Origin of the sequence: Pseudomonas sp. LAMO17WK12:I10 (genome assembly GCF_900215185.1) — a bacterium.
In the GTDB taxonomy this organism is placed as follows: domain Bacteria; phylum Pseudomonadota; class Gammaproteobacteria; order Pseudomonadales; family Pseudomonadaceae; genus Aquipseudomonas; species Aquipseudomonas chlororaphis.
Window position 1 is genome coordinate 80,966 of sequence record NZ_OBDX01000021.1, and the last position, 22,240, is coordinate 103,205.

Genomic DNA, 22,240 nt, shown 5'->3' on the forward strand with positions numbered 1-22,240 from the left:
AATGTTCGCAGCATTGGCCTTTTTCATTTGCGTGACATTTGCGTGACTTCTCGTTTTTTCACGCCTGCTTCCTCTTCAAAATTGTCAGTACCGGTCCACGTGAATCGGTAGCTGATACCATATTCGCAGCTTCGATCAAATGCCCGAGCTCGGCGCCCGAGTAATGACTGGTGATGCTGCCGTTCTTGTGGCCAAGAAGCGCCTTGCGGTCTTCTTCGGTTACACCTGCTGCGCGCAGCCGGCGGCCAAACGTATGTTTAAGGTCATGGATCCTGATGGATGCATACCCTGGGTGAGCGGGGCGAAGGTTTTCCTCCTGCCAGAGTTTCGCCGCTCTCACCCGCGCTTTCTTCCAGGCTGAGTCGTTCATGCGGTGCATCGCGGTACCGTTGTAAGGGAAAACCCATTCCTTGCTCAGGCCTCGCTGCTGCTCAATGATCGATTTCGCCACGCTATTGAGCACAACCAGGCGCTCATCACCATTTTTCACCCCGGACCGTTCATGCCGGCCGCCGAAATCAGCTGGTATCAGGAAAACACTAGTCCCCAGCTCCGGAACATGAATTTCCCAATCCCACCTCAATTTGCAGACCTCCTGCTCCCGCGTGCCGGTGTTCACCTTGAACAACGCCATCGTTTGTAGGTGAGCCGGCAACTCCCCGAAAAGAATCGATTGCTCCGGCCAAGACATTGGGTACGGTTTTCGGCTCGACTTCTTCTCTTCCAGCTTCGTGAGCATCGGCACGCTATCCAGCCACGGCCTCCGCTCATCGTCTCGCCACTTCCTGGCACATAACGATAAAACCCTAACCACGCGCTCGATCGAGATATTCACAGTTCGGTTGCTTACCCCTTTTTTCACTTTCCCGTTCTCGAGCTTCTTTGTCGACAGCCGATCCTTTATGAATGGCGCCAGGGCCTGATCATCAATGTGGGTCAGCGGCATGTCGCCTATGAATTGGTCTAGTTGCGAAAGGTGGTGTGCCGAAAGCTTGATTGATGGCTGGTCCTTGAACTCCAACAGGAAGCGAGTCGCCGCCTCCCGCCAGATTCTTACCTTCTTTACGCCGTACACCTTCTGTTGCCGGATCTGCTCCAGCCGGTAGATCAGGTAGCGCTCCGCTTCTTCCCGGTCACCAGTTCCAGTGCTTTCGTAAAGTCGTTCTCCGTTGATTTTCTTGTCGATATGCCAGATACCTTTCCTTTGGGAGAGGCCTGTAATCGATTTTCGCGCCATGATTTATCTCCTTTCAGGCGCTCGCTGCGGGGCAATTGTTGCTCCGTAGCGCGCTTTTTTTCAATTGCCTTGGCTTCGACATAGGCTGTTGCCCAGTCGTCCAGCTCCTGGCGGTCGAAGCCGACGCCGCGCTCGCCAATGGGAAATTCGTGAACATAAGGGCGGACTTCAGCGTCAAACACTGCCCGGCACATGCCGAGATATGCTGGTGCTTGCTTCGCCCGGATGAAGCGCGGTAGAAGCGCTAGCCCAGCACTCATAACTTCCTCCCTTCCTCGCGATGAGCCTTGTTCCAGCCGTCAATCCACCGCTGCTTGGAGTGGGGAGACGTGTCGTTTTCCGTTTCGAACGGGTTTTGCTTGAGGCCTACCCCTTTAAGGAAGGCCGCGTAGCCCTGCTCGAACGGGTTGATCTTCTGGCCATGCAGCTCTGCAGATGCCATACATGTGCTCCATGCCGCCCATGGCGGCAGAAGGTGGTTATTGAGTTGGCTTGTCCATGTCGCGATATGGCGCGTAGTTCTGTAAGAACGGGGCATCCCTGACCTGGCGGTAGCCCTGGATGTGCTTTCTGAGTCGGGCGTTCTCGGTGGTCAACCTGCTGATTTCCTCGGCCGCCTGCTGGTGCAGGGCTGCATCTGTATCGAGCACGCTGTGATCGCCGCCGCGGCGTTTCTCGACGCGGGCGGTAAGGCGATCAAGAAGTGATTGGCCTTTGCGTTCTTGGGGCATACGGAAACCTCGCCCGCCTGGCGGGCTTCTGAAAGTTGAGTGTGATTTGCGGAAAGGTCTTGCAGACGCCGGCGTTGCGCCGGTCTATGGTTTCAGCGTTCGCCCGGCCCGTTGTCCTGGCTATCCGTCGACTGCAACACGGGCTGTGGCGAACTCCTATTCCGTGACAATCTCAGCTCGGATCTTCTCCAGGCACTGGATAAGCCAGTCGAGCCGCTCGATCGGAAAGCTCGCGTGGTCAATATGGTGGAACCGTATTTCTTCGCTCTCGCGCTGTTTGTCGCACGAAACGCCGAACTCAACTCCTGACTTATCGTCATACCAGACTTCGAAATAAATGGCGGTAGGCTTCGCGCTCATCGCTTCGGCCCTCGGTAGATGTGCTGGCCCAGGAACAGCAGGGCGGGGAGGGAGAGCAAGATCATGGCGTCACCTCTACTTCCTCTCGCTCTGCGTTGATCATGTCGATGAAAGTCTGCGGCAGCTCAACGGCTTCGTTGCTTGGCGACCAGGACATGGGGCCATGATTGCGAATCATCTCGTTGACCAGTTCGAATGCAGCCAGGAGCTGGCCATCGTGGATCTCGCCATCTTCTGGCAGGTCGTCGGAGAAGTAATCGCTTGGGTCGATTTCACTCGGATGATTCGGGGTGCAGAAGACGAGCTTCAGGTCGGCCAGGTCGATCTCGTTGTCGATGATGTGATCGCGCAGGCTTTCTTCATCGAAGAAGTAGTCGTCGCCGTTATAGTCTGTGATCGGCTCGCCGGCCCAAATGCGGGTCGGCATTGCGGAGAACTTCGCCGCGCGGCTTTCGGCGTGACATGCTTCGCACCAGCCGTTCGTCTTGCGAATGGGGTGCGCTGGATTCTTCTCACACTGGCGATGCGTCGAACCGCAGTAACGGGCCATATGCTCATCGTTGCCCCAGAACCGGCCAGACGGATCGAGCCAGCCGGTAACGGTCTGGATGCTGGCCGCCTCGGGGGATTCATACATCACAACTTTTTCTTCAGACATGACTTGTCCTTTCAGCCTTGCGGCCGAGTTGAGAGAGTTGAGGGAGGGTTACAGGCTGTTGAGGCGGGCTACTTCGTCGAGGCAGGCGTTCCACTGCTTAACGCCGTAATCGGTGAGGTGGTTGCCCGTCAGCTTCTTGCGCTCAGGCAGCACCACCGCTACCGGCGCGGGCTGCTCTCGACCAATCAACAACTCTTGCCGTGTCAGCATCAACTCTTGCGCAGTCATGATCAAATGTTCTGCGTTGTATCGAGACTCGCCGCCGGTTGGCCGAGGGTGATCGGCCAAATAATTAAGGGCCTTGATCGCGGTTTCAATGCAGTAGTTGAAGCCCTGCTCCTTCCAATCTTTCGACCACTTGTCCGACTTGCGCGCCACCGGCTCGCCCTGGACTGCTTTCAGCGCGTCCAGCTCTGCTTGCAGGGCGTTGCGCTCAATGCATAGGTTCGTGGTTCTGCCTTTCCACAGCTCCACGCCGGCTTGCAAGCGCGTTACCTCGTTCGCATAGCCTCCTGCTGGCTCGCCGCCGATTGGGTCGCCCTCGTTGTTCAGGCCGAACACGTCGCGCTGATACTTGTCCTTCAACCGCGCCACCTCGGCTTTCAGGGCGTCACGCTCAGCGAGCCAGCGCATGGCGGTTTCTTGATTGTATGTGGCCTGTTTCTTCTGGCTCTCCACCTCGGCCTGCAACCGGGTGACTACGTGCTGTTCATACAGCGGAACGGTCCAGCCCCCTATGGGTTCGGAAAGACTGAAAGTGATGCCGCCAGGGGTAGTCTTCACTTCTCCACGGAGCATGGACAAGACAGCCGGGGTTATGTGAATCAGAGGTTCCCCGCCAGCAGGCGGCACGGCCCTGAGCGCATCGGCGATATCAGGCATGTAGGCAGCAACTTTTTTGTGTTGGTTGTTGGTCATGTGCACCAAAACCTCACGCGGCACGCTGACCATTTCGTTATTGCTCATGGCTTTGCCCTCAACCATTGTTGTACTCCGCCAGGAAACTGTTCGCGGTCGATAATCGATGCAACACGTTCGCCGTAGCTGCCGCATATCGAGCAGTGGTACTTCTCGATAACCACCCTGAAGTCACCCATTATTTCATCCGTCTTAACCAGCAATGAGAGCTTATAATCGTGCCCGCTGAATAGGCACCTTAGGCGCTTCATGGCTTCGCTCCAATGCAGCCTGCCGGGCTGCTGCCGCAGCAGGTGGGCTTCGGGGTGGGGTTGATGGCGGCCCGAATCCAATCAATGGCGAACTCCACGCCAATCTGCGTGTCGTCGTTGACCATATGATTGTCGTCGCGCTTGCTGAGTTCGAATCGCCGCTGCATCTCGGCGAACAGCTGATCTTCCCAGCCCAAAGGCAGCGCATCACGTTCGGCCAGTTGGGCGCGCAAGGAGTCGTTCAGTTCATCTGTCACGTTCAGGCGCTGCTGTAGGGCCTCGCGCTCGGCGGTGACGCGATTGAATGTCTCACCCAGCACGTACTGCACCGGCTGGTGGCCGCATTCGCACTCCGGCCATGGCCAGTCCTCCGCCCAGGTCCTGCCATCGCCGGTTTCGGCTTCGCACTCCGGGCCGAGGTAAATCACTGCTGGATTACTCATCACTGTTCTCCCGCGCGCGCAGCTCGGCCATGGCCGCCTGGCGCTTCTTGCTGCATTTGTCGTGGTTGCCATGGGCGCGCGAGTGATTCGCAGATGTCGCACATGACGTTGAGATCGAGCGGCTTCATCGGCCGCCCGCGGATCGTGGTCTTGCGGCGGAGGGCGGTCATCAGCGGCCCGCCTGTGCCAGTTCGAACTGCTCTTTGGTTAGCGCCACCGCGTTGTCGGGCATACCCGGCAGGAAGTCGGCGGGGATATCGCCGGCGCTGAACAGGTTGTTTGTGGTCCAAAGCTTTCCGGTGGTGATCTGGTACAGATACCAGCGAGAGCCACCGAAGCCCAGCCACGAACTGTTACCGCCTGGCTGGTCGCCGCTGTCGCCGTAGACCCATCCTTTCATCACCAGCATGCGGCCGGCGCGTGCCTGGGCGTTGTAGGTGGTGCGCTTCTCGTGCCAGAAATCGCAATTGTGGCAAAGGCCGTTTGCCTTGAGCTGGGACGCTTTGGGCTCAACGTAGTGGGCGCACTCAGGCTTGCCGCAATTCGTGCAGAAGTGGACATAGCTGCCGGCGGCCACCTCGCGAACCATGTTGTGCAGGTTCGACAGGTAGTTGGCCATGTTGTTGAAGGCGCTAACCCGCGCGTTGCGGTCGTCCATGCATACGATCTTGGCCATCTGCTCTTTGCCCCAGCCAGTGACCTTGGCGCAATTGCTGTTGATGCGGCACCACTCTTCGTATTCCGGTGTTCCGTACGCTGGCCTGTTCATGCTTCCCCCCTCAACAGATCGATAATGGTCTTGATGCCGGCGGCCACACTGGAAGGCTGGGCGGCGGCGTAGGTCGTGAGGTCGCGGACGATCTTCGCCGCCACGGCCGGGTTGCGTATGGAGCTGCCGCCGGCGCGGGCCACCTCCAGGGCGTAGCGCTTGCCCTCCAGAAACATGACTTTGTTGATGGGGCCGGTGATCACGATCTCCGGAAGCGGCGGGTTGGCCAGGACTGGCGGGATCAGCTTTGGCGCAGGCGCAGGGGCCCGGCCGGCGAACGCTTCTTCAAGCGCGCGGAATGTGAGCGGGTTCATGTTGGTTACTCATTCAGAAAGGATGGTGAATGCTGTTGCTGCCACTCGCGGAACTTGTCCATTGCCAAGGGCTTTAATTCGGTCCACCCGATGGGCCACCCCATCAGCCACTCGACCCATTCCGGGTTCAACTGGCCACCGTCGGAAGCCATCACGGCATGGTCTATTCGATCGTTCACGCGACTCTTGCCGGACTTGCGTATTAGGCTCGCCGGTGACGATCCTTTGCTCGCGCTCGCGCTCGCGCTCGCGCTCGCGCTCGCGCACGGCGTTGGCCACTGCTTTACCGCGCTGCTCAGACCCCAGCCGGCGCTCTTGCTGCTGCCTGGTTGGTTGTGATTGCCATGTACCGTTATCGTGGGCCACAGCCCAGCAACGTTCGCGTTGATGGGGCGCTCGGCAGTCGGATGCTGAAACAATGCACCACTCCGCGTCATACCCCATTTCGGCAAGGTCACCGAGGACCAGTGCAAGTCCTCTTCCCACAAGCAGAGGTGAGTTTTCCACGTAGACGAATCGAGGTCGTACCTCGCCGACGATTCGCGCCATTTCACGCCAGAGGCCGGAGCGGGCGCCGTCGATGCCATCGCCATTCCCGGCAACTGATATGTCCTGACACGGGAATCCGCCAGAAACCACGTCAACAAGGCCGCGCCATGGTCTTCCGTCAAAACTGCACACGTCAGACCAAATTGGGAAAGGCGGGAGGGCTCTATCGTTTTGTCGTTGCGCCAGAACTTGTGCGGCGTAGGCATCACGCTCAACGGCGCAGACGGTACGCCACCCAAGGAGGTGGCCGCCGAGTATTCCGCCACCAGCGCCTGCGAAAAGAGCCAGCTCATTCATGCGATCTCCATGGGGTCAGTCGTTGCGGGTCACGCCCGCCAGGTCGCCGTCGCGCAGGACAGCCGTCTCTTTCAGTTCCAGCAGGATGGCCGCGGCGTGCTCGCGGTTGAGGGCATAGAGGTACACGCTGAACGTGCCCTCTACGGTGGTGAAGTCGACGGGGAACAGGCGCCAGGTCCGGCCCTGCTCGACGACTGCTTGTTGTAGGTAAATGGTCATGGTCACCTCATGCCACTACTTTCACTTGGTGCCAGGCGCCAACCGCCTCGAAGATCCGCGCTGCATGATCCTCGTCGAGCGATATTGCCTCGGGAATGGCGATCCAACCCGAGGCCATCATCTGGCTTGGGTTGGCTGAGTCGCGCAGCTCCTTGTAGCAATGCTCGATCACGTCTTCCAGGTGGTCAGAGAGGTAAACGCCTTCCGGGGCCACCTCGACTGACTTGCTGTAGCGGTCGCCGCGGGCATCGATACACAGAGCGCTGAGGTAGATCGTCCACCGGTGTGGAATGCCGCAGACAGCCTGGCCGATCTTCCCTGGCGCGATATTCTTCAGCGACTTGTAATTGATCATGCCCTGGTGGCCGCTCGGGTCGATGTTCACCACCGCGACGTGGTTGGTGGCCAGCAGGGCCCGGCAGGATCGCTCGATCCTGGCCTTGAGGTTGTGTGGCTTGCGCTTGCTCTTCATGCTGCCCTCACTTGATCCGAATTGAGATTTCGCCACGCTCCAAGTGAGCCCAGGTCGGATCAGGTAGCAGTTCATGCTCCGCGTCTTCGCCGGCTTCGATGCGCTTGCGCACCGCGTCGTTGTGATCACGGATTTCCTTGAGCTTCACTGCAATCGACTTTTTGTCAGGGATGAACTCAGTCTTCGTTTCGATGAAGTCATAGGGGATCTCATCTTCCTTGTCGACGATCACCTTTTCTGGCGCTAGGGCCAATGTGATCGTGAACAGCGGTCGCTTGATTGATTTGATCGCCGCGGCTTCCATGTTCTGGCGCAGGTAATCACTGATCTGGGAGACACTGTTTTTCTTCACACGCTTGAGTTCGTTAAGGCGCTCGACCTCTTTGTCTATGGCGTCGATATCGCTTTCGATGTTTCGCCGCAGCATAACGATGTTGTCGGCCTTGATCTCGAACTCGCCCTGGATTTCGTCCATGGCGTTCTGCAAGGCCTCTTTCAGGCCCTCATCGTCCGTATCGGCCATGGCCTGGAGTTCGGCCAGCTTTCCGGTGAGTGCATAGAGTTGAGTCATGCTGCAGTCTCCTGTTTCGGCCCAGAGAGCTTTTTCCACTCAAGCGAGATCCGTGCTGCCCCTTTTACGTCCTTGCGCAGCGTGAGTTGGCGCACCGCAACGTCGTGGATCTTCTTGCGTTCGTGCGGGGTCTGGGCGCCTTGTAGGTTTTCGATCACCGACTTTATGTAGTCGAGTCGCTCCTCCTGCTGCTTGGCGATCTCGGCCTCCTTGTCGACGGCCTGTTCGATCGCTTCCTCCTCCTGGCGCTGCTGGACGTAGTCGCGGTCATCGAACATGCCCAGGAACACGTCAGCACTGAAGCCGAGCATCGACAGAGACTTCTTGATGGCGTCGGTGAGGGACTTCTTCGGCGCCTCGCCATCCGTGGTGGTGCCGAACTTCGACTTGTAGAGGTACGGGGTGCAGCCGTACTGCTCCAGCTCGCCGCGCTCGCCGTCGATCTTGAACCAGAACAGAATCTTTACCGTATGGTTCAGCTCGAAGCCCAGGCTGACGCGCTTGTCGCCTTCGCCGACGAACATCTCGGCGCCCTTGTCGAAGCGCTCTTCGGTGACGTTCCAGCCAAAACCAATGCCGACCGGCCCGAAAACTTCGGTGGCCTTCATGATCATGGCCGTGCCGTTCAGGCTGGTGATTTGCTGGCCGCCGACCTTGGCGTCTTTGGTGTATCGGGTATCGGTCTTCTCGACGCGATTCCAGATCTGCATGTTTTTGTCGGACATAACTATCTCTCCGCGCCACCGGAGAGGGGCGCTGTGAAGGGGGTTATTGGGTGGCTTTGGCGATGGCGGCGCGAAGCTCACGGAATTCCTTGAATTCCATGTCCTCGGCTCGGTCGCCAATGCCCGGCACGTAGCTGAACGAGTCGATGAACTTCGCCCAGGCGTCTACCGTTTTCTGAGCGGCTGCCAGAAGGTCTGGCGCGGCGGCGATCAGCTTGGCATCTGCTTCCTCATACACGAAGTCAACGACCTGCTCTTGGTCTTCGTTGAAGTCGATTGCCCAGCCGCGCTGACCGACCCAACCCTGACCGCCAGTCTTGCGAGCGATCCAGGGACCAGGCGTGTGCTTTTTTTCCGTCATGACAGTTCCTTGCCGCGACATGCGCAGCGCTTGAAGATGTGAGTTATTGAGTGATGCGGTCGGCGAGAGCGCTGAGCAGCATCAGGAAGGTGCAGAGGAGAAGGGTGAATGCAGACCCGCGCCAGAAGCAGTAGCGCTTGGCTCTTTGGTAGGAGGTCATGGTTCAACCTTCGATGGACAGTCTTCCGTGTGCCCGCACTCTGCACACTGTTCGCAGTGCTCGCAGATCGGAAAGTCACCATCCATTTCTGCCAAATCACAACTGGCGCAATGGTTGTCGCCTTCGCACCACCAGCCCATCAGTCTGGTTATCGATGTGTCATCAATGACCTGCGGTCCTCTTAAGCTCTTGGTTGCGCTCAATGAACTTGGCATCCAGAGCATCGCGGTAACGGTTGGCGGTTGGGGTATCGATCAGCTCTGCGAACTCGGCCAACTCGATCATGCCCATAACGAAAGTTCGGTCTTGAGCGGGGTTGTGAGTGCGGCTGATCTTCGAGATCTCGTATTCGATCCCTGATGAGGCTTTGACGTCGTTCACAGTTCGTTATCCTCTGCCTGGGCTACCAGGGCATCATTGACCAAGGGCCGGAGTAGGCCTTCGGCGATCGCGCGGAGCTGTTCTTTGGGATCAGCTACCGCCATCAGATCCTCGGCGCCGTCGCGGGCTAGGAAGCGGTCTCCCAACAGCCCAGCGATTACCATTTCGCCAATGGCGCATGGGCTTTTGCTTGCGCTGTTGACTGCGAACTGCTCGACCTCGGCGGCGAATTGCTTGAACGTCACCCCCTGAGCAGCATGGAGCCGGCGCTTGAACTTCACGTCGCTGCGCCGATCAACCAGCGTCTCGACTGCGTTGTCGATCCAATCCCTACCTGCAATCTCTACCGCTGTCTCGCTCACTGGAGGCGGCAGGCGTTCGTCATACTCAAACTGTGATTCGCGTAGTGCGCTCATGGTCGCCTCCAGGGTGGCGGTTATTCAGTTCTGGCCATGGCCTTCGAATCCAGCTGCGAATGGGTGTCCCCAGTCTTCATTCATCTGGTCATCCCAAGCCTTGGCGCGGCGTTACTCCGCTGATAACCCGCGACAGTCGTTTCCATCACGCGAAATGAAGGCGGCATATTGGCCGGTGCGTTTTTCCTGCTTGCTGGCTTTGCAGGATTTCGAGCAGTAGCGAGCCCAGCCGCGCTTCCGGTCGGCGGTGCGGGCAATGAAAGGCTGTTTGCAGCGCAGGCACGCGTATTCGGCTGTGGCAGCCATGGCGACCTCCAGTGTTTGGGGTTATGCGGCCGATGCTTCCGGCTCGTCCTTGTCGTACTTCTCGCCGCAGAACATGCAGTAGTTGGCCTGCATGCTCATCGACTGCTTCTTGTCCTTCATCACGCCAGCCTTGGTCGGGGCCTGATACGTGACTTCAATCGGCATGACCTGCCGGGACTGCATGGCGCCATCACTGAACATCAGCGCATAACCAGTCAGGCGTGCACTCAGGTTCTTGTGGCCTTCCGGCAGTTGGGCTGGTAGCGCCTCGAGCAAGTGGCGCTCTGTGTTCTGTCTGCAATTGCACATCGCTGATACCTCGTTGGTTGGTTCACCTGTATTCGTCAACACTCATGCATCCCGCTGGTTGCCGATGGGCGCGGGGGAGAGTGCTGACGGGTAGAGGCGGGTGGTGGGTCTCGCCGGATTCGAACCGGTCTGTCCTCCGCTTATGAGGCGGGCGCATGTACCAAATATGCTGGAGACCCAAAGAAAGCCCCGTTGGACGTCGGGGCTTTCGGTGTAGCTCTGCGATGCAGTCATCTCAGAGTCAGGGTTTTTTGGCGGGATCGTTCAGCGCCAGAACGCGGCGACCCCGAATGTCAGTCGAGGCTTTTCCCGAATACAGCTGGTGGATCGGTTGGCAGGCCGGTAGAGATAGGCGGTTCTGGCCGCACATGACTCAGCGCTGCGCCGATCAGGATGATCTGGAGCATGGTGGTCTCCGATTGGGTTGGTGATGCAGGTGGGCGGTTATAGGCCGCAGTTTCTTCCGCATCGGGGTGTGATCTGCGGGCTTACTCAAGGCCCTAGATTTTTCAGCACCTGCCATTTCAGGGTTGCGCCCCTACTTCCATCACTGGACAGCTCGCTTCGCGTCTTATCGCGGTCATGGTGAGTCAGATCACACCCCGATGCGCTCTCATAGAGATGATCGGGCAGTTAACGACAGGCTGTCGTGGCGATTTACGATCGGATCATTTCCTCAGGGTCGAAGCCGAACTCATGGCAAAGCGCGCTGGCAACGCCTGAGCCCACGCCAAAGGCATCACGTACCAGCGCCCAGCGGAACTGCCCGTACTTAGAGCGGTATTTGCTCGGTCCCTGAAGGTTACGAATAGCGCTCCGTATAAGGTCCCGCTCGTCAATATCACATCCGCTTAACCTCATCACTTCGACTTCCTCCCGGTTGTTTTCCCGCTGCCACCGATGCAGTGGCAGAAGTGAAAAGGTCCGTCATGCTGCGAACAGGTCTTGCTGGCCTGGCTGAGGGTTGCAACGTTGCAGGCCGGCCCGAACTGCTGATTCCAGCAATTCGGCATCCTGTTCCAGCTCTGGACATCCTTCTGGCACCATCGCTGCCACGCGACGAATCTCCGCAGCGCGACTTTGCAGTTCCGGGATCACCATGAGGCGCATGTTGCTGAGCGTGCTCAGGTCAAAGCTGCATTCACTGCAAAGCCGGATGTAGTTGAGGATGTACTTGGGCATGTCGTTGTCTCCTGGTCGTCATCCAAAAGCCCGCTCAGTGAACGGGCTTCAGTGATGCTTTCCGTGCTACATGCGGGGCTACGCCTTAACCCGCTTCCCGATATTGCCTACGGTTTTCTGTGGGTAGCGCTCCTCAGAGGCCCACCGGTGCCCAGCTATCACCTCAAGCTGGCTTGGTGTTTCGCCGTGACCCGCTACTGGCGGCCGTCACCGGCTTGAATCGAATGTTTTCACTGACCGCGATGTAGTCCATGCAATGGCATCCCATCCGTCAGCACTCTTTGATCTAGGGCCATCTACGCTGCTGGCCACGGGGTGAGGCATCCCCTGTACCGAACTTGAAGGCGTTCGGCTCGCTACCTTGAAACTGGGCCGGTGTCGATCCGGCAGGGTGGTGCGGTGGAGCTAAAGAGCGGTGGCTTTCGCCGGACTTCAAATCTGCGCTAATCGCAGAACATGGATTGCATTATGCGCAGAATTATTTCTGCGTCAAGCGCAGATTTATAAAAAATGAGAACGAAAAAAAGCCCGCGCATGGCGGGCTCGTTTGGAGGGCGGGAAGAAACCGTTACAGGTTGGTCATTTTCGTGTCGATGACGCGGCCAATGAAGTGGCAGTTGCCGTCGATTTCAATGGTCCGATACTCAGGATTCAGGGGGCGCAGGTAGCGGTGGCCAGCGTCTTCGATGTACTGCTTGAAGGTCTGGTCGCCACTGTCGAGCAGCTTTACCACGTAATACTTGCCGCTGATCAGCTCAGCCTCAGGGCGCACAAGGATGCGAGACCCTTCAGGAAAACTGGGGTTGCCCGCGCAAGTCATCGAATGGCCTTTGACGTCCAGCCAGAAGCCATGGGGGCCGGCATTCTCTGTTGAAGGAATCCACACCTCTGCATCGCCTGGCTGGAAATTATCAGGCGACTCAATGAACTCTCCGGCAGCTACCCAACTGATCAATGGATATCCCTTAGGGGCCCGGCTCGGCTGCAGGCCCATCTGAACATTCGACATTCCCGTGTCCAAGTGCGCGCTGAGTTCGCCTTGCGAGGCCAGCTTAATGCCCAGGACGTTCATTATTTGTTTGAGCTTTTCGGGGGTTGTGCCCTGCAGGCCACGTTCCAGGCGCGAAAGATTCCCAGAGTCGGAGTCTACCTGGTGCGCGAGTTCTTCAAGCGAAAGCTTCTTGGCTTTGCGTGCCGATCTGATGATCTGTCCAATATCCATGGGTTCAATTTTCCGATGTTGCTGCGTTGCGCGCAAAGCGGTAAGCGCAGAATTTGTTTGCATTAAATCTGCGCTAATCGCAGAATGATCCCTGAAAACAACTCAGGGCATCGCCATGACTCCTTTAAAACGTGCACGGACCGTTAAGAAATGGACGCTCGCCGATGTGGCGCAGCGTCTTGCTCAGATCGGCGTCGCTATCGATACCGGCAATCTCTCGCGCATTGAGCGCGGCACCCAGTGCTCTTCTGCGTCGCTGGCCGAGAGCTTGAGTCGTGTATTCGATGGAGAAATCACTGAAATCCACATCCTCTATCCGGAGCGCTTCATCGGCGACTCCACCGCGGCGGCTTGATCATGTCGACTAGCCAATTAAGCCCCGACCAGGACTCAAGAGCACGCGAGTTCGAAGCTCTGTTCTTGACCCGACTTTCGTCGGTCGGACAGAAGAACGTCGCAACTTCAGTGGACTTGAGCGAATCCGCCATTTCGAACTGGAAGAAGGAAGGACTCATTGAGCGCTTCTGCAAGGCCCTGGTGGTTATGGACCTGCAGGTAGTCCCTTCCGAGGCTCAATGTCATCCCGCCAAGTACATCGACGCGCTGCGAACTCTGGCCGAGCTCGGGCTGCAGGCCGAGCACAAGCGTCCCGGGCCTCTGGGGTGGGACTGACTATGACTATCAGACCGGCGCACTCAGCGGAAAGCGTGAACAAGGTCATCGACCGGGTTTTGTTGACCCTGGGCGAGTCAGGTCCGGTGTTGGCGGGAACCAAAGAATTCCATATGCAGGAAGCAATGCAGGCGGCGGCATTGGTCCGCGACCTCTACAGCGACGTAGCCAAAAGAAAAGCCCGCAAAGACTGTGTGAGTCATTTGCGGGCTTCGTTGTCTCGGCCGGTTGCACCCGGGTCGAGTGATATGCACTTCAGGACGGAATAAGTATGAGCAATGTCATCCCACTACGCAACACCGGGGGATTTACCCGGATGGACAACGACCTGTACAAGGCCCTGATTAGGGCGGACCTGTCTGGGCGTGAGCTGCGGGTCGCCCTGGCTATCCACAAGCTCACTGCCGGCTTCAACAAGGAGGCCGTGAAGGTGGCGGCCCTTTACATCTCCAAGATGATGTACGAGGACGAGGAGAAGGCCGTGTCGGAGCGTGCAAACGTATCCCGGGCGATCAACTCCCTGATTCGTCAGCGGGTTCTTTTCCGTGATGGCGGTAGCCGCGATCCGATCACTTTCCTACCTGCAAACGAATGGAAAATAGACCCTAAATCCACCGTGTTGAAATCTACACACTGTGTAGAAAACACATCTTCCACTGTGTCGAAAATTACACACATAAAAGACATAAATACAAATACCAATCCTAACGGATTGGTTGTCGTCGCTGCCGCTTCGACCGACGATGATTTGGAATCTGAGCCGGAACAGCAGGGCACCCAAGAACCTGTTCAACCAGCACCAGCCAAAGCCGACCGCATCCCGTACAGCAAGATCCAGGAAATCTACAACGCGGTTTGCGGCGAGATCCTGCCCAAGTGCCTGAAACTCTCGGCCAAGCGCAAAACCCTGATCAAGGGCTGCTGGAACCTCGAAATCAACGGTGTCCACCCCTTCCGCAAGGGTGAGTTCTGGACTGCGTATTTCACCGACTGCCTGACCAACAAGCACTGGACTGGCGATAACGACCGTGGCTGGACCGCTGACATCGAGTTTCTGACCCGCCAGGACAAGGTCCTTAAAGTGTTGGAGGCCCTATGATCACTGATCGCCCACTGGTTGCGATGGAGGCCGAATTCGGCGTTGTTGGTGCGCTTTTCATCAAGCCTGAACTGATCGAGGCCATCGGCGCCATGGTCAGCCCGGGCGATTTCTACGACCAGGACGTCGCCGAGATTTACACGCTGATCCTTGCCGCAAGATCTGCTGGGCGTCCAGCTGACCCTGTATCAATCGCAGACATGCGCCACGAGCTTTCCAGTGGCGAACTGACCATGATTCGCGCCTCCGAGATCTGGCGCGGAGTGCCAAGTGCCGCAAACTGCCTTGAGTATGCGCGCATCGTTGTTGAGCGCTCCAAGGCGCGCAAGATCGCCGCCATCGGGCAATCCATCATCGACATGGCCAGCCATGCCCGCCCGCTGCAAGGGATCATCGCAGACGCTCAAGAGGCCGTTTTGGCGCTGAACAGTGAGGATGATGAGCCCGACGTCATGTCCCTCGATCAAGCGCTTGGCCCAGTTGTCGACGAAATGGACGACCGATTCAACGGTGTCGGAATCAACGGGCTGCCAACTGGGCTAACCGACCTCGATGAACTCGTGCAAGGGCTCCGCGGTTCGCATGTGATTGTCTTGGCCGGCCGCCCTGGTGCGGGCAAAACGACTTTGGGGCTGGGCATTGCCGAGAACCTGACCATTCGCAACGGTAAATCGGCGCTGGTGTTCTCGCTGGAAATGTCAGCCAAGGAGCTTTCCAAGCGCAGCCTGGCATCCTCATCTGCAGTTAGCCTGGGCAACATCGACTCCGGCCAGGCAATGGGCAACCAGGAGATGATCAGCCGGATTACTTGCGCCGTAGGGCGTATGCGTGATGCCGACTTGCGCATTTGCCAAAAAGGCGCGCTGCCATTAAGCCGTATCCGCAACATCGCCCGCTTCCAGCACCGCGCCAAGCCCCTTGACCTGATCGTAATCGACTACATCGGCCTGATCGCTCCCGAGGCCGGCTCTCGCCAGCAAAACCGCAACCTCGAGTTGGGCGCCATCAGTCGGGGTATCAAGGCTATGGCCAAAGAGCTGAACGTCCCGATCATCGTCCTGGCCCAGCTCAATCGGAGCATCGAAACCCGTTCAACCAAGAAGCCACAAATGTCCGACCTTCGCGACTCCGGCGAGATTGAGCAGGACGCGGACATCATCATGATCGCCCACCGCGATGCTGATAGCGACCTCGGCCGCAGTGGCGTAACCGAAATCGACGTAGTCAAGCACCGCCATGCATCTGTAGGTCACTGCCTGCTTCAACACCAGGGTGAGTTCGCCCGTTTCGTGAATTACGCCGGCCAGCGTGAACAGCAGCAAGAAGCCGCCGTTCCACATCAACGGCGAAATTCCAAGTCCCTTCTCAACTCATTTAACCCAACAGGTGGCTTCTGATGGACACCAACAAGATGCGCGAGCAGTTCGAAGCATGGGCAGCCGGCCACTTTGTGGATATCGGCCATGGGTGCCCTCTGAAACGCTCACAAAATGGCGGCTACTGGTTCGAGCGCGTTGCTCTTGCCTGGACGACCTGGCAGGCCTCCCGCGAGGATGTGGTGGTGGAGCTGCCACCAATGCCCGTCGAGCCAGAAGAGCCTGAGTTCGCCATCGACGATAGTCATATGGACGCCCATTACGCCGCGGTCCGGATGCGTGATTCCTGCGTGAAGGCTATCGAGGCCCAGGGCCTGAAGGTGAAGACATGAGCCGATATCCATATACCGAGGCATATGACGCTTTGCGCGCGCTCACCGAATGGAAACCCGGGCAAGGAGTCACCTTCAGCAAAGGAATTACCGATTGGCAAGCAGGTTACGACGAAGGTCGACGCATGGGGACCAAGACAGCACTCAGCGAACGCGACCAGCTCAAGGCCGAACTGTGCGGCCTGCGCACTGGCTTCGAAGCGCAGAACCAGGTGAATGCTGAGCTCAAGGCCGAGAACGAGGCGCTGCGCAAGGACGCCGAGCGGTATCAGTGGATTTGCGCGAATGCTTGCGACCTCAACTTCTACGCCGCCGGGCCTACGCCGATCCGTGGCCGCGTAGAGATCGACGCTGAGCAATACCCAGTCAGCGAGTGGGGCTCTGCTAAGCCCGAGCTGGATTCGATCATCGACGCAGCCCTGGGCAAGGGAGAGCAGCCATGAAGGAGTTCTGGAAGCTGTACAAGCGGTCTTTTACTGGGTTCTGGTCGAACCTTAACGCCGCGGCTGAATGCGGCGTTGAGTTCTCCAGTCACCTGTTGGTTCTTTCGCTCCCCCTGACTTTTCCAGTGTTTTATCCGCTGGTGATGCTCTGGAAGAAGGTGGCCAAGCATGACTGACAAGATCAGCGTCAACTGCCAGGCCAAGCTCTCCGAGGCCATCACTTGCCTGACAACCATGTACCGGGAGAAGAAGTTCGTGGTCGTCTCCCTGCGCCCGGGGAAGGACCGCACGCTGGACCAGAACGCCCTATGGTTCGCCATGTACAAGCGCATTTCCGAGATGACCCAGATCGGCGATGCAGGCGACGCGCGCCGGTACTGCAAGCTGCACTTCGGCGTCCAGATCCTGCTGAACGAGGATGCCGGGTTTCAGGCCGAGTGGTACCGGGTCATGCGCCATCTTCCCTACGAGACGAAGCTGAGCATGATGGGCGGCTGCAAGTTGTTTGGCCCGGATGGCTTCCCGGTTACCAGTCTGTTCAATCGCGCCCAGGGCATCCAGTACACCGATCGCATGGCTGCGTACTTCACCGGCCATGGCGTGGTGTTCAGTGACCTGCTGAGCCAGGAGGCCGCATGACGATTGAGCGGGAGCCGCCCAAGCCGAAGAAATGCCGCGTCCCAACGTGCAGGGCCTCATTCGTCCCGACGCGGATGGGGCAGGCGGTTTGCAGCCCTGCATGCGCATTGGCCGACGCGCCCAGGAATGAGCCGAAGGCGCGTAAGGCGCTCGCCGAGATCGGCCGCAAGGAGCTGCGCGCCTCAAAGGTGAAGATCAAGACGCGGGCCCAGCACATGAAAGAGGCCCAAGCCGCATTCAACGCTTGGATTCGTGAGCGGGATATCGGACTGCCTTGTGTGAGCTGCGGCCGTCACCACAACGGCCAGTGGCACGCCGGGCATTACCGCACAGTTGGTGGTAATCCCGAGCTGCGCTTCGAGCCGCTGAATGTGTGGCGCCAGTGTGCGCCGTGCAACAACCACAAGTCTGGCGACATCGTAAATTACCGGTTGGAGCTGGTGAAGCGGATCGGTGCCGAAAAAGTGGATTGGCTCGAAGGGCCTCATAAGGCCCGCAAGTACACCATCGAAGAATTGAAGGCCATCAAGGCCGAATACCGGGCCAAGACAAGAGAACTGAAGGCTACGCACCAGGGGGGGATGCATCATGTTCTATGACGCTGAGGAGCTTCTGACGCAGTGGGGGCGCTGGGTATGGCAGGGCGCTGGTGTGCCTGGCTACGGTGTGTCGCAGATCTACGCCATCATGCGAGACAATGTAGAGCAGCCTACTGCCACGCTGCCGGCGGCGATAACGGACGATGAAGCTATGGCTGTGGATCGTGCGGTTGCATCGCTCTGGAGGCGCTACCCGCAGACTGCTGACTGCTTGCGGGTCTACTACTGCACTGACAGGACAATGCAGCAGGTTGGCACTTTGCTCGGCTTCCCGCGGCTCAAGGTGCGCGAGTTATTGATAGCGGGCAATAACTACGTTCAGGCGTGCTTGGATATGAGGGCAGCAGCATGAAGCCTCACATCAAGCTTTCCCTGGGTTATTGGGTCTGCACCATCCAGTGCGGACAGCTTGCCGAACGAGACTGGTATCAGGCCTGCAGGTTTGTCAATGAGCGAAACCTCAAGGAGGGGCGCTGGCCCGGGAGGCTTACTGCATGAACCTAGCAAAGCGTGTAAAAGTGGCAGGAGTCTGGTGGAAGCTTTTCTCTGTCGAGTACAAGACTCCTGATGGCACATACTCCGCCTACTTCTATGCGGTAGATGCCGAGCACGCCAGCTACGTTCTGGAAGATATCAAGGCGACTGGTGAGCTGAGGATCCCAGGCTGATAATTGGTCAATTTTCTTGACGTGTTAACACGGAACTGGCACATTGACGCCATATTGCGGTTTTACCGCTCCAGACAAGCCCGACCATTGAATCGGGCTTTTTTGTGCCCATCAATTTCACCCTTGAGCCTCGCCTTCGTGCGGGGCTTTTTCGTTTCTGGAGGCCCACCATGGCAGCCTCAAGTAGGAGTCCAAGCATGGCCAACCCGACGCCTGAGAGCATCGTAGAGGTGGTGGGTGTTTCAGTGGCCAACAAAGGTATGGCGGTTGGAGCGGTAACTGGCGCTGTTGGATGGCTATCCCAGGTTAACTGGATCGGCATCGCTGGCGTGGTTGTAGCAGTGGTTGGCCTACTGGTCAGCACTGCGATCAACACCTATTTCCAGATGCGCCGCGACCGCCGCGAGTCTGCCGAGAGCGCCGAACGCATCAAGGCTTTGCGCGAGCAGTGCCGGCCGTGAGCACCCGCCAGCGCATCGCAGTTGGCATGCTGACCTTGAGCATGGCCGGCTTCGGTGCCTGGAAGGCTAGCGAGGGGTTCACACCGGTCGCCGTGATCCCCACCAAGGGCGACGTACCGACCCTGGGCCATGGATCGACTCGGTGGGAGGACGGCACCGCGGTCAAGATGACCGACACCATCACCCCACAGCGCGCCGAGATCCTGGCCCGCAACCTGAACAGCCAGGCCGAGAAGCAGTTCGCCGCCAGCCTGCCGGGCGTGAAGCTGCACCAGGACGAGTTCGACCTGTACATGGACTTCGTCGGCCAGTACGGCATGGGCAACTGGCAGCCGTCCTCGATGCGCCGCGACCTGCTGGCCAGCAACTACGTCCAGGCCTGCAACGACCTGCTCAAGTACAAGTTCGCCGCCGGCTTCGACTGCTCAACCCCGGGCAACAAGCGGTGCTGGGGCGTGTGGGCTCGACAGCTTGAGCGCCACGCTAAGTGCATGGCGGCGCAGTCATGACTCGCTACCTGATCGCAGGTCTTGCCATGGCGCTGATTTTGGCGCTATGGCGCCTCGATCATGTCAGTACCAGCTTGAGCACCGCGTCGAAGCGTGTAGGTGAGCTGGAGATCCAAGAGCAGGCATACGAACACTCTCTCGCTGTTCGTGACTCCATCGATGCCCAATACCAAGAGGCTCTGAACAATGCCGAGACCAAAAAGGCTCAGCTTGTTGCTGATGTGCGCACTGGCGTTAAGCGCGTGTACGTCCGTGCCGCCTGCCCCCAATTGCCAGATACCAAGTCCCCCGGCAGCTCTCATGCAGCCGCCCCCGAACTTGAACCTGATGCTCGACAAGATTATGCCGACCTCCGAGAAGCCAACGACAAGGTAATGGCTCAGGTTGCAGAGCTTCAGAACTACATCGTTAAGGCTTGCCTGAAGAAGAGCTGAATATGCAGACTTACAAGATCGAAACCAATGAAGGCTCTCACTATTTGGAGGCCGATAGCATTGATCGCCGAGAAGATGGCTGCGCACATTTCCTTGCTGCTGATGGCAGTGATATCGCCGTCTACCCACTGCGCAACATCGCATTCAGCGTTGTAGAAGCGCCCGCAGCTGAAGCGGAGTAATACGTGGGGACGTTGACAGCAAAGCAGCGACGCTTTGTTGATGAGTACCTGATCGACCTGAATGCCACTCAGGCAGCGATCCGCGCTGGCTTCAGCCCCAGGACTGCCCGGCAAGCTGGAAATCGACTGTTGTCAAATGTTGACATACAAGCCGCTACCGCAAAAAGGATGGATGCGCGGGCCGACAGAGTGGGAATCACCCAGGATATGGTCCTGCGCGAACTCGCCAAGATCGGATTCAGCGACATCCGCAAGGTCGTTCGCTGGGGCGAGACGATGGTTCGAATGGTCGACGGTGAGGAAGAGTGTGCAGAAGACATGGTGCCGTACCACGGCCTAGCATTGATCGACTCCGCCGAGATCGACGACGAGACCGCCGGAGCCATTGCTGAGGTCTCCCAAGGCAAGGAAGGGCTGAAGGTTAAGCTGCATGACAAGAAGGGCGCTTTGGTCGACATCGGCCGTCACCTTGGCATGTTCACTGCGCCAGGCAATGCTGAACTCGACGCAGAGATAAAGCGACTAGAGATCGAGAAGCGCAAGGCAGAGATAAAGCTGATCGAGAAGGGCGGCGGCAATTCGAACGCCCAGCTGCTGGCTGATCTGATTGCCAAGTTGCCGTCATGAACACCGGCAACCTGATGCTCGATCGCCAGCTGGCACGCTGGTATCCACTGAAAGACCATCCTGTTCAGCTGGCCCTGGTATCAGCCGTTCCTCGAGGCGTTCGTTTTCCATTGGTCCCGGCCGGTCGACGTAGCGGCAAGACCGAGCGATTCAAGCGGTTCTTGGTGAAGCAAGCCACTGCTTATGCGGGCATGTACTTCGCCGCGGCCCCGACTCACGCACAAGCCAAGAAGATATTTTGGGATGACCTCAAAGCCTTCTCGCTGTCTTGCATGCATAGCCGACGGCCTTCTGAGTCGGACTTGATCATCTACCTGGACAACGGAAGCGAGATTAACGTTATCGGGCTCGACAAACCGCAGCGCATCGAGGGTGTTCCCTGGACTGGCGGCGGCATTGATGAGTTTGCCGACATCAAGCCAGATGCATGGGAAGCGAACATCCTCCCAGCATTGAACACCGTGAACCCAACGATGCCGGACTATCGAGCCTGGTGCTGGCTTCTCGGTGTTCCTGATGGCCTGAACCACTACTACGACCTGTGCATGCAGGCAGAGACAGGGCAAGACCCGAACTTCGAGGTCTTCCACTGGAAGTCAGCAGAGATTCTGCCGCCTGATGTCATTGAAGACATGAAGCGCGCAATGTCCGCCAAGCAGTTCAAGCAAGAGTTTGAGGCCTCGTTCGAGACGGCATCCGGGCGGATCTATGAGGACTACAGCAAAGCCAACCACACCACTGCGACCATCGAGCCGCACGAGCAGTTGATGTGGATGCACGACCAGAACTTCACCCCACTGTCATCGGCCATTGGCGTTCGCCGCAACGGCGGGAAGGACTTGTACCTGCTGGATGAGATCGTGCTGATCAGTGCCGTATCGAAACAATCCGCCATCGAGTTCGTGGACAAGTTCAAGAACCACCAGAACAAGAACGTGATCATCTACGGCGATCCGGCGGGGCAGGCTGGTGAGAAGCACGGCCACGCATCTGACTACACCGACATCGAGGCCATATTACGCGCCAATGGCTGGACCTTCCAGCGCAAGGTGAAGGCCGCGCACCCAGCGATCAAGGACAGGCAAAACGCTGTCCGGGCCAAGATTGCCACGGCTGATGGGGTGATCAGCCTCTATGTCAATCCAACGACCGCCAAGTATTGCGACAAGGGTTTGTCAACGGTTCAGCTTCAGAAGGGATCGACCTTCCAGGAAGACCAGACGAACCAATACCAGCACATCACCACCGCTATCGGCTACTGCGTCGATGTTGAATGGCCGATCCTCTTCAAGAAAGAAGTTTCGGTCACACCTATCGCGACCATGAATCACTTCAACAGGAAATAGGC

At 58.1% G+C, this 22,240-nt stretch carries 40 protein-coding genes and 1 tRNA gene; 17 read left to right on the forward strand and 24 right to left on the reverse strand.

What is annotated here, in order from left to right:
- Positions 1-58: 58 nt before the first annotated feature.
- From CRO75_RS21720 to CRO75_RS21835, 24 genes are all read right to left on the reverse strand, one after another.
- Positions 59-1,222: a tyrosine-type recombinase/integrase gene (locus CRO75_RS21720; RefSeq protein WP_239691063.1), complete on the reverse strand. Its 1,164-nt coding sequence runs from the start codon at positions 1,220-1,222 to the stop codon at positions 59-61.
- Positions 1,108-1,497 carry a hypothetical protein gene (locus CRO75_RS33300; RefSeq protein ID WP_239691059.1) on the reverse strand — a complete coding sequence of 130 codons (390 nt, stop codon included), beginning with the start codon at positions 1,495-1,497 and terminating at the stop codon, positions 1,108-1,110. The genes CRO75_RS21720 and CRO75_RS33300 overlap by 115 nt, the downstream gene beginning before the upstream one ends.
- Positions 1,494-1,679 carry a hypothetical protein gene (locus CRO75_RS21725; RefSeq protein ID WP_097138037.1) on the reverse strand — a complete coding sequence of 62 codons (186 nt, stop codon included), beginning with the start codon at positions 1,677-1,679 and terminating at the stop codon, positions 1,494-1,496. Before CRO75_RS21725 ends, CRO75_RS33300 begins: the two co-directional genes overlap by 4 nt.
- Before the next feature lie 37 nt (positions 1,680-1,716).
- Positions 1,717-1,968 carry a hypothetical protein gene (locus CRO75_RS21730; RefSeq protein ID WP_097138039.1) on the reverse strand — a complete coding sequence of 84 codons (252 nt, stop codon included), beginning with the start codon at positions 1,966-1,968 and terminating at the stop codon, positions 1,717-1,719.
- Between the two features lie 156 nt (positions 1,969-2,124).
- Positions 2,125-2,328, reverse strand: a complete 204-nt coding sequence (locus CRO75_RS21735) for a hypothetical protein (RefSeq protein WP_097138041.1) — start codon at positions 2,326-2,328, stop codon at positions 2,125-2,127.
- Positions 2,329-2,389: 61 nt separating this feature from the next.
- Positions 2,390-2,986 (reverse strand): hypothetical protein, encoded by a 597-nt coding sequence (locus CRO75_RS21740; protein WP_097138043.1) that lies wholly within the window; start codon positions 2,984-2,986, stop codon positions 2,390-2,392.
- A 48-nt stretch (positions 2,987-3,034) separates the two neighbouring features.
- The gene (locus CRO75_RS21745; protein ID WP_097138045.1) at positions 3,035-3,952 is read right to left on the reverse strand and encodes a hypothetical protein; all 918 of its coding nucleotides are present in this window, start codon (positions 3,950-3,952) and stop codon (positions 3,035-3,037) included.
- Between the two features lie 199 nt (positions 3,953-4,151).
- Entirely contained in the window at positions 4,152-4,598 is a 447-nt protein-coding gene (locus tag CRO75_RS33305) for a hypothetical protein (protein WP_239990622.1), read from the reverse strand.
- Positions 4,598-4,768 carry a hypothetical protein gene (locus tag CRO75_RS32880; protein WP_158539503.1) on the reverse strand — a complete coding sequence of 57 codons (171 nt, stop codon included), beginning with the start codon at positions 4,766-4,768 and terminating at the stop codon, positions 4,598-4,600. The genes CRO75_RS33305 and CRO75_RS32880 overlap by 1 nt, the downstream gene beginning before the upstream one ends.
- Positions 4,768-5,367 carry a hypothetical protein gene (locus tag CRO75_RS21760; protein ID WP_097138049.1) on the reverse strand — a complete coding sequence of 200 codons (600 nt, stop codon included), beginning with the start codon at positions 5,365-5,367 and terminating at the stop codon, positions 4,768-4,770. The genes CRO75_RS32880 and CRO75_RS21760 overlap by 1 nt, the downstream gene beginning before the upstream one ends.
- On the reverse strand, positions 5,364-5,681 hold the full coding sequence (locus CRO75_RS21765; protein WP_239990623.1) for a hypothetical protein: 318 nt from the start codon (positions 5,679-5,681) through the stop codon (positions 5,364-5,366). Before CRO75_RS21765 ends, CRO75_RS21760 begins: the two co-directional genes overlap by 4 nt.
- A gap of 9 nt (positions 5,682-5,690) precedes the next feature.
- Positions 5,691-6,527, reverse strand: a complete 837-nt coding sequence (locus tag CRO75_RS21770) for a DNA cytosine methyltransferase (RefSeq protein ID WP_097138051.1) — start codon at positions 6,525-6,527, stop codon at positions 5,691-5,693.
- 15 nt (positions 6,528-6,542) lie between these two features.
- A complete protein-coding gene (locus CRO75_RS21775; protein WP_097138053.1) occupies positions 6,543-6,746 on the reverse strand; it encodes a hypothetical protein in 204 nt (67 codons plus the stop codon).
- Between the two features lie 7 nt (positions 6,747-6,753).
- Complete coding sequence (locus tag CRO75_RS21780) at positions 6,754-7,218, reverse strand: hypothetical protein (protein WP_097138055.1); 465 nt, start codon at positions 7,216-7,218, stop codon at positions 6,754-6,756.
- Between the two features lie 7 nt (positions 7,219-7,225).
- Positions 7,226-7,789, reverse strand: a complete 564-nt coding sequence (locus tag CRO75_RS21785) for a siphovirus Gp157 family protein (protein ID WP_097138057.1) — start codon at positions 7,787-7,789, stop codon at positions 7,226-7,228.
- On the reverse strand, positions 7,786-8,514 hold the full coding sequence (locus CRO75_RS21790) for a hypothetical protein (protein WP_097138059.1): 729 nt from the start codon (positions 8,512-8,514) through the stop codon (positions 7,786-7,788). The genes CRO75_RS21785 and CRO75_RS21790 overlap by 4 nt, the downstream gene beginning before the upstream one ends.
- A gap of 43 nt (positions 8,515-8,557) precedes the next feature.
- Positions 8,558-8,875, reverse strand: coding sequence for a hypothetical protein (locus CRO75_RS21795; RefSeq protein WP_097138061.1), 318 nt, complete (start codon positions 8,873-8,875; stop codon positions 8,558-8,560).
- Between the two features lie 322 nt (positions 8,876-9,197).
- Positions 9,198-9,416 (reverse strand): hypothetical protein, encoded by a 219-nt coding sequence (locus tag CRO75_RS21800; RefSeq protein ID WP_097138063.1) that lies wholly within the window; start codon positions 9,414-9,416, stop codon positions 9,198-9,200.
- Complete coding sequence (locus CRO75_RS21805; RefSeq protein ID WP_097138065.1) at positions 9,413-9,832, reverse strand: hypothetical protein; 420 nt, start codon at positions 9,830-9,832, stop codon at positions 9,413-9,415. Before CRO75_RS21805 ends, CRO75_RS21800 begins: the two co-directional genes overlap by 4 nt.
- A 111-nt stretch (positions 9,833-9,943) precedes the next feature.
- Complete coding sequence (locus tag CRO75_RS21810; RefSeq protein ID WP_097138067.1) at positions 9,944-10,138, reverse strand: hypothetical protein; 195 nt, start codon at positions 10,136-10,138, stop codon at positions 9,944-9,946.
- Between the two features lie 21 nt (positions 10,139-10,159).
- Positions 10,160-10,414, reverse strand: a complete 255-nt coding sequence (locus tag CRO75_RS21815; RefSeq protein ID WP_097138069.1) for a hypothetical protein — start codon at positions 10,412-10,414, stop codon at positions 10,160-10,162.
- A 134-nt stretch (positions 10,415-10,548) separates the two neighbouring features.
- Positions 10,549-10,626, reverse strand: a tRNA-Ile gene (locus tag CRO75_RS21820).
- 748 nt (positions 10,627-11,374) lie between these two features.
- Complete coding sequence (locus tag CRO75_RS21830) at positions 11,375-11,629, reverse strand: hypothetical protein (protein ID WP_097138072.1); 255 nt, start codon at positions 11,627-11,629, stop codon at positions 11,375-11,377.
- 568 nt (positions 11,630-12,197) lie between these two features.
- Entirely contained in the window at positions 12,198-12,851 is a 654-nt protein-coding gene (locus CRO75_RS21835) for an XRE family transcriptional regulator (protein WP_097138074.1), read from the reverse strand.
- Positions 12,852-12,966: 115 nt separating this feature from the next.
- Here CRO75_RS21835 and CRO75_RS21840 point away from each other — a divergent pair, with 115 nt between their 5' ends.
- The 17 genes from CRO75_RS21840 (at position 12,967) to CRO75_RS21920 (ending at position 22,238) form a co-directional block, all read left to right on the forward strand.
- A complete protein-coding gene (locus CRO75_RS21840; protein ID WP_097138076.1) occupies positions 12,967-13,206 on the forward strand; it encodes a transcriptional regulator in 240 nt (79 codons plus the stop codon).
- Positions 13,207-13,208: 2 nt separating this feature from the next.
- Positions 13,209-13,523: a CII family transcriptional regulator gene (locus tag CRO75_RS21845; protein WP_097138078.1), complete on the forward strand. Its 315-nt coding sequence runs from the start codon at positions 13,209-13,211 to the stop codon at positions 13,521-13,523.
- A 271-nt stretch (positions 13,524-13,794) separates the two neighbouring features.
- Positions 13,795-14,622 carry a replication protein gene (locus CRO75_RS21855; protein WP_097138082.1) on the forward strand — a complete coding sequence of 276 codons (828 nt, stop codon included), beginning with the start codon at positions 13,795-13,797 and terminating at the stop codon, positions 14,620-14,622.
- Positions 14,619-16,019 carry a DnaB-like helicase C-terminal domain-containing protein gene (locus CRO75_RS21860; RefSeq protein WP_097138084.1) on the forward strand — a complete coding sequence of 467 codons (1,401 nt, stop codon included), beginning with the start codon at positions 14,619-14,621 and terminating at the stop codon, positions 16,017-16,019. The genes CRO75_RS21855 and CRO75_RS21860 overlap by 4 nt, the downstream gene beginning before the upstream one ends.
- A complete protein-coding gene (locus CRO75_RS21865; protein ID WP_097138086.1) occupies positions 16,019-16,330 on the forward strand; it encodes a hypothetical protein in 312 nt (103 codons plus the stop codon). Before CRO75_RS21860 ends, CRO75_RS21865 begins: the two co-directional genes overlap by 1 nt.
- Positions 16,327-16,773 carry a hypothetical protein gene (locus CRO75_RS21870; protein WP_097138088.1) on the forward strand — a complete coding sequence of 149 codons (447 nt, stop codon included), beginning with the start codon at positions 16,327-16,329 and terminating at the stop codon, positions 16,771-16,773. Before CRO75_RS21865 ends, CRO75_RS21870 begins: the two co-directional genes overlap by 4 nt.
- Positions 16,770-16,949: a hypothetical protein gene (locus CRO75_RS21875; protein WP_097138089.1), complete on the forward strand. Its 180-nt coding sequence runs from the start codon at positions 16,770-16,772 to the stop codon at positions 16,947-16,949. Before CRO75_RS21870 ends, CRO75_RS21875 begins: the two co-directional genes overlap by 4 nt.
- Positions 16,942-17,412: a hypothetical protein gene (locus CRO75_RS21880; protein WP_097138090.1), complete on the forward strand. Its 471-nt coding sequence runs from the start codon at positions 16,942-16,944 to the stop codon at positions 17,410-17,412. Before CRO75_RS21875 ends, CRO75_RS21880 begins: the two co-directional genes overlap by 8 nt.
- A gap of 2 nt (positions 17,413-17,414) precedes the next feature.
- The gene (locus tag CRO75_RS21885; protein WP_097138145.1) at positions 17,415-18,011 is read left to right on the forward strand and encodes a recombination protein NinG; all 597 of its coding nucleotides are present in this window, start codon (positions 17,415-17,417) and stop codon (positions 18,009-18,011) included.
- Positions 18,001-18,363 carry an antiterminator Q family protein gene (locus CRO75_RS21890; RefSeq protein ID WP_097138091.1) on the forward strand — a complete coding sequence of 121 codons (363 nt, stop codon included), beginning with the start codon at positions 18,001-18,003 and terminating at the stop codon, positions 18,361-18,363. Before CRO75_RS21885 ends, CRO75_RS21890 begins: the two co-directional genes overlap by 11 nt.
- A gap of 142 nt (positions 18,364-18,505) precedes the next feature.
- Positions 18,506-18,679 (forward strand): hypothetical protein, encoded by a 174-nt coding sequence (locus tag CRO75_RS33040; protein ID WP_177409777.1) that lies wholly within the window; start codon positions 18,506-18,508, stop codon positions 18,677-18,679.
- A 197-nt stretch (positions 18,680-18,876) separates the two neighbouring features.
- A complete protein-coding gene (locus CRO75_RS21895; RefSeq protein WP_097138093.1) occupies positions 18,877-19,140 on the forward strand; it encodes a holin in 264 nt (87 codons plus the stop codon).
- Entirely contained in the window at positions 19,137-19,649 is a 513-nt protein-coding gene (locus CRO75_RS21900; RefSeq protein ID WP_097138147.1) for a glycoside hydrolase family protein, read from the forward strand. Before CRO75_RS21895 ends, CRO75_RS21900 begins: the two co-directional genes overlap by 4 nt.
- Positions 19,646-20,083 (forward strand): lysis system i-spanin subunit Rz, encoded by a 438-nt coding sequence (locus tag CRO75_RS21905; RefSeq protein ID WP_097138095.1) that lies wholly within the window; start codon positions 19,646-19,648, stop codon positions 20,081-20,083. The genes CRO75_RS21900 and CRO75_RS21905 overlap by 4 nt, the downstream gene beginning before the upstream one ends.
- A 2-nt stretch (positions 20,084-20,085) precedes the next feature.
- Positions 20,086-20,265: a hypothetical protein gene (locus CRO75_RS21910; protein ID WP_097138097.1), complete on the forward strand. Its 180-nt coding sequence runs from the start codon at positions 20,086-20,088 to the stop codon at positions 20,263-20,265.
- Between the two features lie 3 nt (positions 20,266-20,268).
- Positions 20,269-20,892: a terminase small subunit gene (locus tag CRO75_RS21915; RefSeq protein WP_204856409.1), complete on the forward strand. Its 624-nt coding sequence runs from the start codon at positions 20,269-20,271 to the stop codon at positions 20,890-20,892.
- Entirely contained in the window at positions 20,889-22,238 is a 1,350-nt protein-coding gene (locus CRO75_RS21920) for a terminase family protein (RefSeq protein WP_110402618.1), read from the forward strand. The genes CRO75_RS21915 and CRO75_RS21920 overlap by 4 nt, the downstream gene beginning before the upstream one ends.
- The last annotated feature ends 2 nt before the right edge of the window (positions 22,239-22,240 follow it).

What these genes read in the sequence shown, in the direction of transcription:
- CRO75_RS33305 (WP_239990622.1), bottom strand. Translation starts at nt 4,598, where the DNA reads ATGAGTAATCCAGCAGTGATTTACCTCGGCCCGGAGTGCGAAGCCGAA.
- CRO75_RS21780 (WP_097138055.1), bottom strand. Translation starts at nt 7,218, where the DNA reads ATGAAGAGCAAGCGCAAGCCACACAACCTCAAGGCCAGGATCGAGCGA.
- CRO75_RS21730 (WP_097138039.1), bottom strand. Translation starts at nt 1,968, where the DNA reads ATGCCCCAAGAACGCAAAGGCCAATCACTTCTTGATCGCCTTACCGCC.
- CRO75_RS21880 (WP_097138090.1), top strand. Translation starts at nt 16,942, where the DNA reads ATGACTGACAAGATCAGCGTCAACTGCCAGGCCAAGCTCTCCGAGGCC.
- CRO75_RS21740 (WP_097138043.1), bottom strand. Translation starts at nt 2,986, where the DNA reads ATGTCTGAAGAAAAAGTTGTGATGTATGAATCCCCCGAGGCGGCCAGC.
- CRO75_RS21735 (WP_097138041.1), bottom strand. Translation starts at nt 2,328, where the DNA reads ATGAGCGCGAAGCCTACCGCCATTTATTTCGAAGTCTGGTATGACGAT.
- CRO75_RS21860 (WP_097138084.1), top strand. Translation starts at nt 14,619, where the DNA reads ATGATCACTGATCGCCCACTGGTTGCGATGGAGGCCGAATTCGGCGTT.
- CRO75_RS21845 (WP_097138078.1), top strand. Translation starts at nt 13,209, where the DNA reads ATGTCGACTAGCCAATTAAGCCCCGACCAGGACTCAAGAGCACGCGAG.
- CRO75_RS33040 (WP_177409777.1), top strand. Translation starts at nt 18,506, where the DNA reads ATGAACCTAGCAAAGCGTGTAAAAGTGGCAGGAGTCTGGTGGAAGCTT.
- CRO75_RS21865 (WP_097138086.1), top strand. Translation starts at nt 16,019, where the DNA reads ATGGACACCAACAAGATGCGCGAGCAGTTCGAAGCATGGGCAGCCGGC.
- CRO75_RS21785 (WP_097138057.1), bottom strand. Translation starts at nt 7,789, where the DNA reads ATGACTCAACTCTATGCACTCACCGGAAAGCTGGCCGAACTCCAGGCC.
- CRO75_RS21795 (WP_097138061.1), bottom strand. Translation starts at nt 8,875, where the DNA reads ATGACGGAAAAAAAGCACACGCCTGGTCCCTGGATCGCTCGCAAGACT.
- CRO75_RS21745 (WP_097138045.1), bottom strand. Translation starts at nt 3,952, where the DNA reads ATGAGCAATAACGAAATGGTCAGCGTGCCGCGTGAGGTTTTGGTGCAC.
- CRO75_RS21920 (WP_110402618.1), top strand. Translation starts at nt 20,889, where the DNA reads ATGAACACCGGCAACCTGATGCTCGATCGCCAGCTGGCACGCTGGTAT.
- CRO75_RS21760 (WP_097138049.1), bottom strand. Translation starts at nt 5,367, where the DNA reads ATGAACAGGCCAGCGTACGGAACACCGGAATACGAAGAGTGGTGCCGC.
- CRO75_RS21870 (WP_097138088.1), top strand. Translation starts at nt 16,327, where the DNA reads ATGAGCCGATATCCATATACCGAGGCATATGACGCTTTGCGCGCGCTC.
- CRO75_RS21835 (WP_097138074.1), bottom strand. Translation starts at nt 12,851, where the DNA reads ATGGATATTGGACAGATCATCAGATCGGCACGCAAAGCCAAGAAGCTT.
- CRO75_RS21905 (WP_097138095.1), top strand. Translation starts at nt 19,646, where the DNA reads ATGACTCGCTACCTGATCGCAGGTCTTGCCATGGCGCTGATTTTGGCG.
- CRO75_RS21895 (WP_097138093.1), top strand. Translation starts at nt 18,877, where the DNA reads ATGGCCAACCCGACGCCTGAGAGCATCGTAGAGGTGGTGGGTGTTTCA.
- CRO75_RS33300 (WP_239691059.1), bottom strand. Translation starts at nt 1,497, where the DNA reads ATGAGTGCTGGGCTAGCGCTTCTACCGCGCTTCATCCGGGCGAAGCAA.
- CRO75_RS21790 (WP_097138059.1), bottom strand. Translation starts at nt 8,514, where the DNA reads ATGTCCGACAAAAACATGCAGATCTGGAATCGCGTCGAGAAGACCGAT.
- CRO75_RS21805 (WP_097138065.1), bottom strand. Translation starts at nt 9,832, where the DNA reads ATGAGCGCACTACGCGAATCACAGTTTGAGTATGACGAACGCCTGCCG.
- CRO75_RS21910 (WP_097138097.1), top strand. Translation starts at nt 20,086, where the DNA reads ATGCAGACTTACAAGATCGAAACCAATGAAGGCTCTCACTATTTGGAG.
- CRO75_RS21855 (WP_097138082.1), top strand. Translation starts at nt 13,795, where the DNA reads ATGAGCAATGTCATCCCACTACGCAACACCGGGGGATTTACCCGGATG.
- CRO75_RS21765 (WP_239990623.1), bottom strand. Translation starts at nt 5,681, where the DNA reads ATGAACCCGCTCACATTCCGCGCGCTTGAAGAAGCGTTCGCCGGCCGG.
- CRO75_RS21875 (WP_097138089.1), top strand. Translation starts at nt 16,770, where the DNA reads ATGAAGGAGTTCTGGAAGCTGTACAAGCGGTCTTTTACTGGGTTCTGG.
- CRO75_RS21890 (WP_097138091.1), top strand. Translation starts at nt 18,001, where the DNA reads ATGTTCTATGACGCTGAGGAGCTTCTGACGCAGTGGGGGCGCTGGGTA.
- CRO75_RS21810 (WP_097138067.1), bottom strand. Translation starts at nt 10,138, where the DNA reads ATGGCTGCCACAGCCGAATACGCGTGCCTGCGCTGCAAACAGCCTTTC.
- CRO75_RS21840 (WP_097138076.1), top strand. Translation starts at nt 12,967, where the DNA reads ATGACTCCTTTAAAACGTGCACGGACCGTTAAGAAATGGACGCTCGCC.
- CRO75_RS21770 (WP_097138051.1), bottom strand. Translation starts at nt 6,527, where the DNA reads ATGAATGAGCTGGCTCTTTTCGCAGGCGCTGGTGGCGGAATACTCGGC.
- CRO75_RS21725 (WP_097138037.1), bottom strand. Translation starts at nt 1,679, where the DNA reads ATGGCATCTGCAGAGCTGCATGGCCAGAAGATCAACCCGTTCGAGCAG.
- CRO75_RS21775 (WP_097138053.1), bottom strand. Translation starts at nt 6,746, where the DNA reads ATGACCATTTACCTACAACAAGCAGTCGTCGAGCAGGGCCGGACCTGG.
- CRO75_RS21830 (WP_097138072.1), bottom strand. Translation starts at nt 11,629, where the DNA reads ATGCCCAAGTACATCCTCAACTACATCCGGCTTTGCAGTGAATGCAGC.
- CRO75_RS32880 (WP_158539503.1), bottom strand. Translation starts at nt 4,768, where the DNA reads ATGACCGCCCTCCGCCGCAAGACCACGATCCGCGGGCGGCCGATGAAG.